We start from the raw sequence: 14,761 nt of genomic DNA on the forward strand, positions 1-14,761 counted from the left end.
CCACGGGCCCGTCGCCCGCGCCCGGCGCGTCGGCCGCGGTGCCCGCCGACGAGAAGGCGGCCCTGGCCCAGCTGGCCGCGGCCGAGCGGAAGCTGGCCGACGCCCGCCGCACGGCGCTCCTGGAGCTGCCCGGCGAGCAGGCCAGGCTGCTGGCCTCGGTCGCGGCGGCGGGCGACGTACACGTGTACCTGTTGAGCGAGGCGGGGCGATGAGCGGGGCGAACGCGGCGAACGAGAAGCTCGTCGCCGCCTACCAGGCGGCGCTGCGCGCGGAGCACGCGGCCGTGTACGGCTACGGGGTCGTCGGAGGCCGGATCGGCAAGGACCGCAAGGCCGAGGTGCGCACCGCGTACGACGCGCACCGCGCCAGGCGTGACGCGCTGCGCCGCACGGTGCGCGGCATGGACGCGGAGCCCGAGCCCGCGGAAGCGGCCTACGCGCTGCCGTTCCCCGTGCCGGACCCGGCTGCCGCGGTGCGGCTGGCCGCGGAGCTGGAGGACCGGGTCGCCGGGGTGTACGCGGACCTCGTCCGCGCGGCGGACGGCGACCGGCGCCGGTCGGCGGCGGACGCGCTGCGCGAGTCGGCGGTGCGGGCGGCGCGGTGGCGGGGCAGCGGCGTGGCCTTCCCCGGACTCGCCGAACGGTCCGCCGACGCGACGGGCACCGCGAGCGGCCCGAGTGCCGCCGCCACGCCATCGTGACCGCACGGCGCACCGCGCCCACCGCACCGGGCCCACAGCCCGCCCCGCACCCGCTCCGCCACCCAGGCCGCCGACGGCCCAGGCCCCGCGCCGTCGCGACGCCGCGGCCTGCGGCCCCGGCACACCGAGTCGACAGCCCGACGCGCACTCGGGCCACCGACACCGACGCCAACGGCTCAGCAGATCAGCGCGACACCGCCGCACCGCCAGGACGCGACACCGCCGCACCGCCAGGAGCAGGCTCAGGCCGGGCACGCCGCGGCGGCGGACCGCCGCGTAGCCTCCGGTGGGCTTCCCGCGCGGTTCGCCGGCGCGGTGGCGGGTGCCGTGGGCGGCTAGGGTCTGTTCGGCGGAGCGGGCTGATCTCGCCATGCGGTGCGCTTTCACTGCTGGTGAGCGGTGGTCTGCGGGTACGGCGGCAAGGCGGAGGGGGCGACGGCGCCGCGGTGGACGCGCGTGTCAGGCCGACCCTTGCCGGGCGGCGCGGCGGGGGATGCCACGGCATCGGCCCGCCTCGGCGCGCTTGGCTCCGAGCGAGCGGGAGGTGCCCGCTCGCGGGGGGCATCGCGGAGCGTGGTGCCCGACGACAGTGCGGCAGCGTGAGCGCCGCCGCGACCTCGTAGACCCGAGCAGGGCGAAAGGAACGACGCACGCATGGCTTTGGAACCGCCGCAGCTCCTCGTCCAGGCGCTCGGCGAGTCGCCGCAGGACGGGGCCGCCGGGTACGAGCGGGGCGGCACGGCCGAATGGCTCGAGAAGCTGCCTCAGGCCGCCCAGGAGGCCGTCTCGCGGCGCGGCCTGACCATCGAGCGGGTGCACGCCCCCGGCGGCCGCTCCAGCCTTGTCATCCTCGTACGGCGGCCCGACGGCACGCCCGCCGTCCTGAAGCTCGCGCCGCCCGCCGCGCGGCCCACGCTGGAGGCCGCCGCGCTGGCCCACTGGGACGGCTGGGGGGCGTGCCAGCTCCTGGAGCACGGCGCGGACGACGCGCTGCTGCTCGAACGGCTGCACGCCGACGTCTCGCTGCGCTCGCTGCCGGAGGCCAAGGCTCAGTTGGAGGCGGCGGGGACGGTGCGGCGGCTGTGGGTGCCGCCGCCCCCCTCGCGAGTCTTCGAGACCGTCGACGTACGGACGGCCCGGCTCGCCGCGGCGATGGACTCGGTGGCCGACGCCTCGGTGCGCCCGCTGGTCGACGCGGCGCTGTCGGCACGAACCGCGCTCGTCGCCGACGCCGACGCCGACCGCGCCGAGCCCGAGTCGTTTCTGCTGCACGGCGCCTTCCGCCAGGGCAAGGTGCTCTCCGGCGAGCGAGCGCCGTGGCTGGCGGTCGGGCCCGACCCGGTCGTGGGCGAGCGCGCCTACGATCTGGCGCTGCTCGTCCTGGACCGGCTCGACGACCTGGTCGCGTCCAGCGCTGGGGCGGCCACGGCGCGCCGCCGGGTCGGCAAGCTGGCGGACTCGCTGGACGTCGATCGGGAGCGGTTGCGGGGGTGGACGCTGTTCCGTGCGGTGGGGGCGGCGGCGCGGGCACTGCGCGCGGGGCGGGCCCGTCAGGCCGAGCCGCTGCTCGAGTTCGCGTCCTGGTTGTAGCTGCGGCTGGGCGGAAGGGACGGGGTCAGGGATCTTGTCCCCCACCCCGCCCCTTCCCTAAGGCTCAAAGGTGGCCTCAAGCGCCGGTCGGGCTGGACTGTGCCGTGACGCGGGCGATGGCCTCGGCCACCGGGAGCTCCTCGCGCTCGCCGGTGCGGCGGTCCTTGAGTTCGACGACGCCCTCGGCCGTGCGGCGGCCCGCGACCAGGATGGTCGGGACGCCGATCAGCTCCGCGTCGGTGAACTTGACGCCCGGCGAGACCCCGGCGCGGTCGTCGACCAGGACGCGGACGCCCGCGTCGCCCAGCTGCTCGGCGACGGACAGCGCCAGCTCGGTCTGCGCGGCCTTGCCCGCCGCGACGATGTGCACGTCGGCCGGGGCGACCTCACGGGCCCAGCACAGTCCCTTGTCGTCGGCGGACTGCTCGGCCAGGGCCGCCACCGCGCGGGACACGCCGATGCCGTACGAGCCCATCGTGACCCGGACCGGCTTGCCCTGCTGGCCCAGTACGTCGAGCTGGAAGGTGTCGGCGTACTTGCGGCCGAGCTGGAAGATGTGGCCGATCTCGATGGCGCGGTCGAGCTTCAGTCCGGTGCCGCAGGCGGGGCACGGGTCGCCCTCGGCGACGACGACCACGTCGACGTAGTCGTCGACCTCGAAGTCGCGGCCGCAGACGACGTTGCGCGCGTGCGTGTCGGGCTTGTTGGCGCCGGTGATCCAGGCGGTGCCGGGGGCCACCCGCGGGTCGGCGATGTAGCGGACCTTGTCCAGGCCCTGCGGGCCGACGTAGCCGCGTACGAGGTCGGGGCGGCCGGTGAAGTCGTCGGCCGTGACCAGCTCGATCTCGGCCGGGGCCAGGTGCTCGGCGAGCTTGTCGAGGTCCACCTCGCGGTCGCCGGGCACGCCGACCGCGACGATCTCGCCGTCCACCTTGACCAGGAGGTTCTTCAGGGTGGCCGACGCCGGGACGCCGAGGTGCTCGGCGAGGGTCTCGATGGTCGGCGTGTCGGGGGTGTCCAGCTCCTCGGCGGGGCCGTGCGCCGAGCCGTCGGCCGGCCGCAGCGCGAAGGTGACGGCCTCGGTGTTCGCCGCGTAGTCGCAGGCGGGGCAGTCCGCGAAGGTGTCCTCGCCCGCGGGGGCCGGGGCCAGGAACTCCTCGGACGCCGAGCCGCCCATCGCGCCGGACACGGCCGAGCAGATGCGGTAGTCCAGGCCGAGGCGCTGGAAGATCTTCTGGTACGCCTCGCGGTGCAGGGCGTAGGACTCGGCGAGGCCCTCGTCGCTGGTGTCGAAGGAGTACGAGTCCTTCATCTGGAACTCGCGGCCGCGCAGCACGCCGGAGCGCGGACGCGCCTCGTCGCGGTACTTGGTCTGGATCTGGTACAGGATGACCGGCAGGTCCTTGTAGGACGTGCACTGGTCCTTGACCGTCTGGGTGAAGACCTCTTCGTGGGTGGGGCCGAGCAGGTGGTCGGCGCCCTTGCGGTCCTTGACGCGGAACAGCAGGTCGCCGTACTCGTCCCAGCGTCCGGACGCCTCGTACGGCTCCTTGGGGAGCAGCGCGGGCAGCAGGACCTCCTGGCCGCCGATGGCGTCCATCTCCTCGCGGACCACGCGCGAGACGTTGTCCAGCACCTTCTTGCCGAGCGGCAGCCAGGACCAGATACCGGCGGCGTTGCGGCGTACGTAGCCGGCGCGGACCAGCAGCTTGTGGCTGAGCGTCTCGGCGTCGGCCGGGTCATCGCGCAGTGTCTTGATCATCATGCGGGACATGCGCTGGACCTGGGCCATGGTGAACTCCTGCGTGGAAAGCGTCGACTGCCCTGGAGGTTAACCGGGTCGCGGGCCCCGGCGGAAATCAGATACCGGGGCGGCGGGCTCCGGGCGGCCCGTCGGACCCGCTCCGGCGGCGGCGCAGGGGCAGCGGGGCGCCCATGACGGCGTACGGGCTCGGGGCGCTGGGGAAGCACACCTGGCGGGCCAGGTCGGTGTAGCCGAGCGAGTGGTAGAGGCCGCGGGCCGGGCTGTCGGTGTCGATGGCGGAGAGGATCGAGCGGGGCTCGGGGACCGGGTCGGTGATGCCGGTGATGAGGGCGCGGCCGACGCCGCGGTTCTGGAAGCCGGGGTGGACGTGCAGCTCGGTGATGACGAAGGAGTCGTCGAGCCAGTCGTCGCGTCCGAGGTCGCGCAGATAGGGCTCGACGACCGTGGACCACCAGTGCGTGCGGTCGTTCGGCATGCCGTAGACGAACCCGGCCAGGCGGCCGTCGCGGGTGGTGGCGCCGAGGGCGCGGGCGCCGGGCTGGTTCATGTGCCGCAGCACGATCTGCCGGCGTACGCCGACCTCGTCCTGGCTGAGTCCGAAGGCGACGGCCTGCACGGCCAGGGCCTCGTCCACGCGCGCGGGGAGGTCGAGCGGCGCGATCACGATGTCGTCCGGGGAGCGGCGGCCTCCGGGAAAGCTCAGCATGCCGGGAGACTACCGCTGGGCGGCCGCGGGAGGACGGGCAGCTGCCCGGTGCCGCCGGGTGCTCCGCGGGTCGTCCGTACGCGCCGCCGCCCAGGGCGCGAACGTGGCGGCGGGTCAGAAGCGGCGGCTCAGCGGCGGCAGGTCAGAACAGGACGCTCATGTCAGAACAGGACGCTCATGAACGCGCCGACCTCTTCAAAGCCGACGCGGCGGTACGCGGCCCTGGCCGCGGTGTTGAAGTCGTTCACATAGAGGCTGGCCACCGGCGCCACATCGGCGAGCGCGTAGCGCAGCACCGCGGCCATGCCCGCTTCGGACAGCCCGCGCCCGCGGTACTCGGGCGCCACCCAGACGCCTTGGATCTGGCAGGTCGTGGGGGTCGCCGCGCCGATCTCCGCCTTGAAGACGACCTGCCCGGTGTCCGGGTCGACGCGGGCGAAGGAGCGTCCCGAGCCGACCAGTTCGGCGACCCTCGCCTGGTAGAGGAGCCCGCCGTCGCCGGCCATCGGCGAGACGCCGACCTCCTCGGTGAACATCGCCACGCAGGCGGGCATGATCATGTCCATCTCGTCCTTGCGGACGCGGCGGACGTACGGGTCGGGCGCGACATCGGCCGGCAGCCGGTCGGCGACCATCAGCGGCTGGTGGGCGCGGACCTCGCGGGCCGGGCCCCAGCCCGGTTCGAGCAGCCGCCACAGCAGGGCGGTGGGCTCGGCCGGGCCGACGATCGAGGAGCAGCGGCGGCCGGACCTGCGGGCCCGGTCGACGAAGGCGCGTACGGCGTCGGGGGTCGCGCAGATCGGGACGAGGTTCGCGCCCGCGTAGCACAGGGAGCGCAGTCGGCCGTTCGCGTACCAGCCCCACATCTCGCCGCCGAGTCGCCAGGGGTCGAGCCCGGCGGCCAGGACACGCGAGGTGACGAAGGCGTTCGCGACGGGTTCGCGCTCGAGTACCTCGAGTGCCGCGTCGAGGTCCTGGGGTTCGAGAACCCGCGTCGTCGTCTGCGTCAACACTGGGGCCGCTCCACCACTCCTTACGGGCAACGCCGTGCGTCGCTGATCTCCTCGCACTGTACCTGGAGCCGCTGGGGACGCCCGCGAAGGGACCGGACCGGAGCCTGACCGGGGCCGGGAGCCCGCGGTCAGCTCACGGAGACCTCGGGCTCGCCGGAGGCGACGCCGTCGCGTTCCATCTGCTCGGCGATCTTCATGGCCTCGTCGATCAGGGTCTCCACGATCTTCGACTCGGGTACGGTCTTGATGACCTCGCCCTTGACGAAGATCTGGCCCTTGCCGTTGCCGGACGCGACGCCCAGGTCGGCTTCCCGCGCCTCGCCGGGCCCGTTGACCACGCAGCCCATCACGGCGACCCGCAGCGGCACCTCCATGCCGTCCAGGCCCGCGGTGACCTCCTCGGCCAGCTTGTACACGTCGACCTGGGCACGCCCGCAGGACGGGCAGGAGACGATCTCCAGGCGGCGCTGCTTGAGGTTCAGCGACTCCAGGATCTGCATGCCGACCTTGACCTCTTCGGCGGGCGGCGCGGAGAGCGAGACCCGGATGGTGTCCCCGATGCCCTCGCTCAGCAGCGCCCCGAAGGCCACGGCCGACTTGATGGTGCCCTGGAAGGCGGGACCGGCCTCGGTGACGCCGAGGTGCAGCGGGTAGTCGCACTGGGCGGCCAGCTGCCGGTAGGCGTTGACCATCACGACCGGGTCGTTGTGCTTGACCGAGATCTTGATGTCCCGGAAGCCGTGCTCCTCGAACAGCGAGCACTCCCACAGCGCCGACTCGACCAGCGCCTCGGGGGTGGCCTTGCCGTACTTCTTCAGGAGGCGCGCGTCCAGCGATCCGGCGTTCACGCCGATCCGGATCGGGGTGCCGCTCTGCGACGCCGCCTTGGCGATCTCCTTGACCTTGTCGTCGAACTGCTTGATGTTGCCCGGATTGACGCGCACCGCCGCGCACCCGGCGTCGATCGCCGCGAACACGTACTTCGGCTGGAAGTGGATGTCGGCGATCACCGGGATCTGGGACTTGCGCGCGATGGTCGCCAGCGCGTCCGCGTCGTCCTGCGTCGGGCAGGCCACCCGGACGATCTGGCAGCCCGACGCGGTGAGCTCCGCGATCTGCTGGAGCGTCGCCCCGATGTCCGAGGTGCGCGTCGTGGTCATCGACTGCACCGAGACCGGGGCGTCCCCGCCCACCGCCACCGATCCGACCTGGATCTGCCGCGAGCGGCGCCGCTCGGCGAGCTTGGTCGGTACGGACGGCATTCCCAGAGAAATAGCAGTCATCTGCTGTGCAACCCCAAGGTGTGGATCAAGGCGTGGATCGAGGTGTGGATCGAGGCGGGTCGAAGTCGTCGAATCGCTGAATCGTCGAATCGCTGAGTCGTCGAAGGCGTCGAAGTCGGGGGCCCGGCCTCGTCGTATCGGCGGGCTCCAGGGTTCGAGATTACGCCACGGCCGCCGCGTGGAGCACACCGCCACCGCCAAACCCACCCGATCGACGACGGCCGGACGCTCTGGCGTCCGGCCGTCGTGAACGGCGTGCGGTCAGGAGATCTTCACCGGGTTAACGACGTCGGCGATCAGGACCAGGACGGTGAAGCAGATGAAGATCCCGGCCACCACATAGGCGACGGGCATCAGCTTCGCGACGTCGAACGGGCCGGGGTCGGGCCGTTTGAGGAGCCGGGCCAGCTTGCGGCGCAGCGACTCCCACAGGGCGCCCGCGATATGGCCGCCGTCCAGGGGCAGCAGCGGCAGCATGTTGAACAGGAACAGCGAGAGGTTGAAGCCCGCGACGAGGAACAGCATCATCGCGATCTGGTTCTCCGGCGGGATGTCGAGGGTGAAGACCTCGCCGCCGACGCGGGCCGCGCCGACCACGCCCATCGGGGAGTCCTGCTTGCGCTCGCCGTCGCCGAAGGCCGCGTCCCACAGGTCGGGGATCTTGGACGGCAGGGCGATCAGCGCGTCGAAGCCGTTCTCCATGATGATGCCCATGCGGTCCACGGAGTCCGTGAAGGACTGTTCGACGATGCCGGAGGCCGGGGTGAAGCCGAGGAAGCCCGCGTAGACGTACTCGCCCTCGACATAGCCGCCGCTGCCGTCGGTCTTGCTGACCTGGTTTCTGATCAGGTCGGCCTGGAGGACCTTCTCGGCGCCGTCGCGTTCGACGGTGAGGGTGGCCGGGCCGAGCGTCGCGCGGATCCGGGACTGGAGCGTCGACCAGTCGTCGACCCTGGTCCCGTTGAACGCGACGATCGTGTCGCCCGCCTTCAGGCCCGCGGCCTTGGCGGGTGCGGGCCGGTCGCCGTCCTCGCAGACGGAGCGGTTCTCGCTCTGCTCGATGACGCAGTCCGAGACCCGGCTGACGGTGGTGGTCTGCTCGTTCCAGCCGAAGGTCATCAGCACGCCGAGGAAGATCACGACGGCCAGGATCAGGTTCATGAAGGGCCCGGCGAACATCACGATGACGCGCTTCCAGGGCGCGCGCGTGTAGAAGAGCCGCTTCTCGTCGCCTGGCTGGAGTTCCTCGAAGGCCGCCGAGCGGGCGTCCTCGATCATGCCGCGCCAGGGCGAGGTCGAGCGGGCCTCCAGGCGTCCGTCCTTGCCCGGCGGGAACATGCCGATCATGCGGATGTAGCCGCCGAGCGGGATCGCCTTGACGCCGTACTCGGTCTCGCCCTTCTTCCGGGAGAAGAGCGTCGGGCCGAAGCCGACCATGTACTGCGGCACCCGGATGCCGAACAGCTTCGCGGTGCTCAGATGCCCCAGCTCGTGCCAGGCGATCGAGAACAGCAGCCCGACCACGAAGACGACTATGCCGAGGATCATCATCAGGATCGTCATGCACGAGCCTCCGCGGTGTCATGCGTCGTCTTCGGTCCCGCCGGTGCCGCAGTCGCGGCCAGACCGGCCAGTTCACGGGCTCGGGCGCGCGCCCAGGCCTCCGCATCGAGGACGTCCGCGACCGTCAGAGAAGTTCCCGAGCGCGGGACGCCGTGTTCGGTCACGACCTCGGTGACCGTCTCCATGATGCCGTTGAACGGCAGCCTGCCCGCGAGGAAGGCGTCGACGCACTCCTCGTTCGCCGCGTTGAACACCGCGGGCGCGGTGCCCCCCAGCTCGCCGACGTGCCGGGCGAGTCCGACCGACGGGAAGGCCTCGGTGTCGAGCGGGAAGAACTCCCAGCTGGACGCCTGGGACCAGTCGAAGGCGGGGGCCGCGTCCGGGACCCGTTCGGGCCACCCGATGCCGATGGCGATCGGCCCGCGCATGTCCGGCGGTGTGGCCTGGGCCAGGGTCGAGCCGTCGGTGAACTCGACCATGGAGTGGACGTAGGACTGCGGGTGGACGACGACCTCGATGCGGTCGAAGGGGATGTCGTAGAGCAGGTGCGCCTCGATGACCTCCAGGCCCTTGTTGACCAGGGTCGCCGAGTTCACGGTGATCACCGGGCCCATGGCCCAGGTGGGGTGGGCGAGCGCGTCCTGCGGTGTGACGTCCGCCAGCTCCGCCTTCGTACGCCCCCGGAAGGGGCCGCCGGACGCGGTGACGACGAGCTTGCGCACGTCGGCGCGGGTCCCGGCGGCCAGCGCCTGGAACAGCGCGGCGTGCTCGGAGTCCACCGGGATGATCTGCCCCGGCTTGGCCAGCGCCTTGACCAGCGGGCCGCCGACGATCAGCGACTCCTTGTTGGCCAGGGCCAGGGTGCGCCCGGCCTCTAGGGCGGCGAGGGTCGGCGCGAGGCCGATGGAGCCGGTGATGCCGTTCAGTACGGTGTGGCAGTCGCCGGCGGCGAGCTGGGTCGCGGCGTCGGGGCCCGCCAGGATCTCCGGGAGCGGTTCGGTTCCGTACTGCCCGGCGAGTGCTTCGCGCAGCGCGGGTACGGCGTCCTCGCGCGCGACCGCGACGGTCCGCGCCCGCAGTCGCCTGGCCTGCTCGGCCAGCAGGTCGACCCGGCCGCCGGCCGCGGAGAGCGCGGTGACCCGGAAGCGGTCGGGGTGGCGCAGGACCAGGTCGACGGCCTGGGTTCCGATCGATCCCGTGGAGCCGAGCACCACGATGTCCCGCGGGTCGTCCGCGGGGTCGAAGACGAGATGCGGGTCGGCGAGAGGGGCAGGCATATCGCTCATCCCCCCATTGTCGCCTGGGCCGCCGGGCGATCCGACCCCGCGCCCCCGCCGGCCTCCGGCACATGACGTACGGGAGGCCGGGCGGCGGGGTCGCCCGGCCTCCGCACGCGTGGTGCGGCCCGGTGAAACACGGCGTGGGCGGGGCGCGTTCGGCGGTCCGCGCGCCGGTCGCGCGGACGCCGCGCCGGTCAGCGGATGGGGCGGTGGACGTTCTCCTTCTCAGCGGGGCCGGGTGTGGCGTCGGCGATCCAGGGTCCTTCACCGCTGAGGTCGACGACGCCCTGCTCCAGCCAGGTGTACTGGCCGCCCAGCACGCCCTTGACGACCTTGCGGTCCAGGTCGTCGGTGTTGGTCCACAGGCGGCCGAACAGCTCGTCGACCCTGATCCGGGACTGGCGGCAGAAGACGTCCGCCAGCTGGTAGGCCGCCTGCCCGTGGTCCCCGCCGGTGCGCAGGAGTTCCGCCCGTACGCAGGCCGCGCTCATGGCGAAGAGTTCGGCGCCGATGTCGACGATCCGGCCCAGGAAGCCCTGTTTGGTCTCCATCCGGCCCTGCCAGCGGGACATCGCGTAGAAGGTGGAGCGGGCGAGCTTGCGCGAGGTGCGTTCGACGTAGCGCAGGTGGCCGGAGAGGTCACGGTGTCCCGGCGGGTGGAACTCGCCGTAGGTGCGCGGGAGCTGTCCCGGTCCGGCGACCAGCTTGGGCAGCCAGCGGGCGTAGAAGCCACCGGCCCGCGCGCCCGCCTTCGCCTTGTCGCCCAGGGACTTGTCCGGGTCGATGAGGTCTCCGGCGACCTTGAGGTGGGCGTCGACGGCCTCGCGGGCGATCAGCAGGTGCATGATCTCCGTCGAGCCCTCGAAGATGCGGTTGATCCGCAGGTCGCGCAGCAGTTGCTCGGCGGGTACGGCGCGTTCGCCGCGGGCGGCCAGCGACTCGGCGGTCTCGAAGCCGCGGCCGCCGCGGATCTGGACGAGTTCGTCGGCGATGAGCCAGGCCATCTCGGAGCCGTAGAGCTTGGCGAGCGCGGCCTCGATACGGATGTCGTTGCGGTCCTCGTCGGCCATCTGCGAGGACAGGTCGAGTACGGCTTCGAGGGCGAACGTGGTCGCGGCGATGAAGGAGATCTTGCTGCCGACGGCCTCGTGCTCGGCGACCGGTTTGCCCCACTGCTCGCGGACCGCCGACCACTCGCGGGCGATCTTCAGGCTCCACTTTCCGGCGCCGACGCACGCCGCGGGCAGCGAGAGCCGACCGGTGTTGAGGGTGGTGAGGGCGATCTTGAGGCCCGCGCCCTCGGGGCCGATGCGGTTCGCGGCCGGGACCCTGACCTGGTGGAAGCGGGTGACGCCGTTCTCCAGGCCGCGCAGGCCCATGAAGGCGTTGCGGTTCTCGACGGTGACGCCGTCGGCGGACGCCTCGACGACGAAGGCGGTGATGCCGCCCTTGTGGCCTTCGGAGCGGGGTACGCGGGCCATGACGACCAGGAGGTCGGCGACGACCCCGTTGGTGGTCCAGAGCTTCACGCCGTCCAGCAGGTAGTCGTCGCCGTCCGGTACGGCGCTGGTCGCGAGGCGGGCCGGGTCGGAGCCCACGTCCGGCTCGGTGAGCAGGAAGGCCGAGATGTCGGTACGGGCCAGGCGCGGCAGGAAGGCGTCCTTCTGCTCCTGGGTGCCGAAGATCTTCAGCGGCTGCGGTACGCCGATGGACTGGTGGGCCGAGAGCAGCGCGCCGATGGCGGGGTTGGCGGAGCCGACCAGGGCGAGGGCCTTGTTGTAGTACACCTGGGTGAGGCCGAGGCCGCCGTACTTGGTGTCGATCTTCATGCCGAGCGCGCCGAGGTCCTTGAGGCCGTTGATCACCTCGTCGGGGATCCGGGCCTCGCGCTCGATCCGCGCCCCGTCGATCTTCGTCTCGCAGAAGTCGCGGAGCTTGGCGAGGAACTCCTCGCCGCGCTGGGCGTCCTCGTCGGCGGGCAGCGGGTGCGGGTGGATCAGATCGATCCGGAAGCGGCCGAGGAACAGCTCCTTGGCGAAGCTGGGCTTCTGCCAGTCCTGTTCGCGGGCGGCCTCGGCCACCTGGCGGGCCTCGCGCTCGGTGACCTTGGACGGCGGGTGCGGGGACGGGGACTGGGCAGGCTGATCGGGCTGAGCGGGCTGAGCGGGCTGGGAGGAAGGTGTGGCCGACATGAGGAGCTCACCTCGCCGCTAGGGGGTCGACGGAACCGGCCGGGCCGTGGTTACCGACCAGTGCTACTCGCTCGTTGGTACCCGATTCCGCCCTTTCGCACCAGCCTGCGCGCAGCGCTCGTCCGCCGCGCGGGTACGAAAGCGGCCGGAGCCCCTGGTGTGAGGCTCCGGCCGCTGCGCGGTGTCCGTGTCCGCGTGCCGTATCGCTACAGGTCGAGGCCGGTGAGGACCATGACCCGCTCGTACGTGTAGTCGTCCATCGCGTAGCGGACGCCCTCGCGGCCCACGCCGGACTGCTTGGCGCCGCCGTACGGCATCTGGTCCGCGCGGTAGGACGGGACGTCGCCGACGATCACACCGCCGACCTCAAGAGCCCGGTGGGCACGGAACGCGGTCTTCGTGTCGTGCGTGAACACGCCCGCCTGGAGGCCGTACTTGGAGGCGTTGACCGCGTCGAAGGCCTCCTGCTCGCCGTCCACCCTGGTGACCGTCAGGACGGGGCCGAAGACCTCCTCGCAGGCGAGGGTGGCGTCGGCCGGTACGTCGGTGAGCACGGTCGGCGCGTAGGCGGCGCCGTCGCGCTTGCCGCCGGTGAGCAGCTTGGCGCCCTTCTGGACGGCCTCGTCGACCCAGGACTCGACGCGCTTGGCGGCGTCCTCGTTGACCAGCGGGCCGACCTCGGTCGCGCTGTCCGACGGGTCGCCGGTGACCTGCGCCTCGACGGCCTTGACGATGCGCGGCAGCAGCCGGTCGTGCAGGGACGCGTCGGCGATCACGCGCTGCACGGAGATGCAGGACTGGCCGCCCTGGTAGTTCGAGAAGGTCGCGATGCGGCTCGCGGCCCAGTCGAGGTCGGCGTCCGAGTCGAAGTCGGCGAGGACGACCGCGGCGCCGTTGCCGCCGAGTTCCAGGGTGAGGTGCTTGCGCGGCACCGAGTCCATGATCGCGTAGCCGACCTTGTCGGAGCCGGTGAAGGAGATCACGGGAAGGCGCTCGTCCTGGACCAGGGCGGGCATCTTGTCGTTGGCGACCGGCAGGATGCTCCACGAGCCCTCCGGCAGCTCGGTCTCGGCGAGCAGCTCGCCGATGACCAGGCCGGACAGCGGGGTCGCGGGCGCGGGCTTGAGGATGATCGGCGCGCCGACCGCGATCGCCGGGGCGATCTTGTGGGCGCAGAGGTTGAGCGGGAAGTTGAACGGCGCGATGCCGAGCACGACGCCGCGCGGGAAGCGGCGGGTGAGGGCGAGGCGGCCGACGCCGCCGGCGTCGGTGTCCAGGCGCTGGGCCTCACCGCCGTTGAAACGGCGGGCCTCTTCGGCGGCGAAGCGGAACACCGAGACGGCGCGGCCGACCTCGCCGCGGGCCCACTTCATGGGCTTGCCGTTCTCGGCGGAGATCAGCTCGGCGATCTCCTCGGTGCGCTCGACCAGCCTGCGCGAGACATGGTCCAGGGCGGCGGCGCGTACGTGGGCGGGAGTGGCCGCGAACGTGTCGCGCACCGCGTGGGCGGCGGCCACGGCCTCCTCGACCTGGGCGTCGGTCGGCACGCTGACGGTGCCGACCGTGCGGCCGTCCCAGGGGGACGTGACGTCGAGGGTGGTCTCGCCGGTGGCCTGGCGGCCGGCGAGCCAGAAGGCGTGGGTGGAAGTCATCGTGATTCCCGGCCCTTCCGCGTCGGTTGCTGGGGGTTCTCCCCACCGTAGGGGCGCGGGGCTCGCCTGGCGTTTATCCGGCACGTAGCAGTCGGGGGGCGGGGCGCACCGGATTGGCAGATGGGTGAGCGCGGTCCCGCCCGCTACTCAGGAGCGGGCCCCTGCCCCGGTCCCTGCTCCAGCCCATGCCCCAGGGCCGGTTCGGGCGTCTGGTCCGAGGCGGCCGCGGTGGTCTTCAGCGCCAGCCAGAGCTCCATCCGGGCGTCCGGGTCGTCCAGCGAGCGGCCGAGGATCTCCTCCACACGGCGCATCCGGTAGCGCAGGGTGTGGCGGTGGACGCCCAGTTCGGCGGCGGCCGCGTCCCACTGGCCGTGCCGCGAGAGCCAGGCCCGCAGGGACTCCACGAGGTCGCCGCGGCCGGTGGCGTCGTGTTCGCGCAGCGCGCGCAGCAGGCCGTCCGCGAAGGCGCGTACGGCGTCGTCGGCGAGCAGCGGCAGCACCGAGCCCGCGGCGAGCTCCTCGTGCTCGACCAGGGCGCGGCCGCGGCGGCGGGCGACGGACAGCGCCTGTTCGGCCTGTTTGTACGCGGTGGCGGCGGCGACCGGCCCGGCCGGCGCGGAGAGGCCGACGACCAGTTCGCCCTCCTCGGGGGCGCGCGCGGTGGTCCTGGCGGCTTCCAGGGTCTCGGCGTAACGGACGCAGGCGTCGGCGGCGGCGCCGCCGTCCGCGATGAGCAGGACGAGCCGTTCGCCGCCGTCCGGTACGACGAGCAGCGGCTCGCCGGAACGGGCGGCCGCGGACTCGACCACGTCGGTGAGCCCGTCCAGCGGATCGCCGCCCCGAGCGTCCGCGGCCCCCTTGGCCGCGCCCCCGGACGCCTTCCCGCCGGGTGCGACGGGCACGCCACCGGCAGCGGACACGCCCCTGCCGCCCACCCGGCCCCCGGCCCGCGCCTCGGCGGACGCCGCCGGCCCCGCCCCACGCGCGGGCTCTTCAGGCGACCCCACGGCCTGTCTC

The 14,761-nt window shown here is 72.8% G+C and carries 11 protein-coding genes and 1 pseudogene; 3 read left to right on the forward strand and 9 right to left on the reverse strand.

The features are described from left to right. The 3 genes and pseudogenes from ACX6XY_RS28925 to ACX6XY_RS28935 form a co-directional block, all read left to right on the forward strand. Positions 1-212, forward strand: a pseudogene (locus ACX6XY_RS28925) (hypothetical protein); the annotation flags it as partial. Next, positions 209-700, forward strand: a complete 492-nt coding sequence (locus ACX6XY_RS28930) for a ferritin-like domain-containing protein (protein ID WP_460337186.1) — start codon at positions 209-211, stop codon at positions 698-700. The pseudogene ACX6XY_RS28925 and the gene ACX6XY_RS28930, both read left to right, overlap by 4 nt. 654 nt (positions 701-1,354) lie before the next feature. Next, complete coding sequence (locus ACX6XY_RS28935; protein ID WP_460337189.1) at positions 1,355-2,290, forward strand: aminoglycoside phosphotransferase family protein; 936 nt, start codon at positions 1,355-1,357, stop codon at positions 2,288-2,290. Between the two features lie 76 nt (positions 2,291-2,366). Here ACX6XY_RS28935 and ACX6XY_RS28940 read toward each other — a convergent pair whose 3' ends face one another. From ACX6XY_RS28940 to ACX6XY_RS28980, 9 genes are all read right to left on the reverse strand, one after another. Next, positions 2,367-4,082, reverse strand: coding sequence for a proline--tRNA ligase (locus tag ACX6XY_RS28940; protein ID WP_460337192.1), 1,716 nt, complete (start codon positions 4,080-4,082; stop codon positions 2,367-2,369). A gap of 67 nt (positions 4,083-4,149) precedes the next feature. After that, positions 4,150-4,761 carry a GNAT family N-acetyltransferase gene (locus tag ACX6XY_RS28945; RefSeq protein ID WP_460337195.1) on the reverse strand — a complete coding sequence of 204 codons (612 nt, stop codon included), beginning with the start codon at positions 4,759-4,761 and terminating at the stop codon, positions 4,150-4,152. A 161-nt stretch (positions 4,762-4,922) separates the two neighbouring features. Continuing rightward, positions 4,923-5,774 (reverse strand): GNAT family N-acetyltransferase, encoded by an 852-nt coding sequence (locus ACX6XY_RS28950; protein ID WP_460337198.1) that lies wholly within the window; start codon positions 5,772-5,774, stop codon positions 4,923-4,925. 128 nt (positions 5,775-5,902) lie between these two features. Beyond that, positions 5,903-7,057 (reverse strand): flavodoxin-dependent (E)-4-hydroxy-3-methylbut-2-enyl-diphosphate synthase, encoded by a 1,155-nt coding sequence (ispG, locus tag ACX6XY_RS28955; RefSeq protein ID WP_460337201.1) that lies wholly within the window; start codon positions 7,055-7,057, stop codon positions 5,903-5,905. 261 nt (positions 7,058-7,318) lie between these two features. After that, on the reverse strand, positions 7,319-8,620 hold the full coding sequence (locus tag ACX6XY_RS28960) for a M50 family metallopeptidase (protein WP_460337204.1): 1,302 nt from the start codon (positions 8,618-8,620) through the stop codon (positions 7,319-7,321). Further along, positions 8,617-9,906 carry a 1-deoxy-D-xylulose-5-phosphate reductoisomerase gene (gene dxr, locus ACX6XY_RS28965; RefSeq protein ID WP_460337207.1) on the reverse strand — a complete coding sequence of 430 codons (1,290 nt, stop codon included), beginning with the start codon at positions 9,904-9,906 and terminating at the stop codon, positions 8,617-8,619. The genes ACX6XY_RS28960 and dxr overlap by 4 nt, the downstream gene beginning before the upstream one ends. 188 nt (positions 9,907-10,094) lie before the next feature. Next, positions 10,095-12,092, reverse strand: coding sequence for an acyl-CoA dehydrogenase family protein (locus ACX6XY_RS28970; RefSeq protein ID WP_460337210.1), 1,998 nt, complete (start codon positions 12,090-12,092; stop codon positions 10,095-10,097). Positions 12,093-12,298: 206 nt separating this feature from the next. Continuing rightward, positions 12,299-13,744 carry an aldehyde dehydrogenase family protein gene (locus ACX6XY_RS28975; RefSeq protein ID WP_460337213.1) on the reverse strand — a complete coding sequence of 482 codons (1,446 nt, stop codon included), beginning with the start codon at positions 13,742-13,744 and terminating at the stop codon, positions 12,299-12,301. 143 nt (positions 13,745-13,887) lie between these two features. After that, positions 13,888-14,761, reverse strand: an 874-nt coding sequence (locus ACX6XY_RS28980) for a PucR family transcriptional regulator (protein ID WP_460337217.1), incomplete at its 5' end; no start/stop codon positions are given.

The organism is Streptomyces sp. O3 (assembly GCF_054788135.1).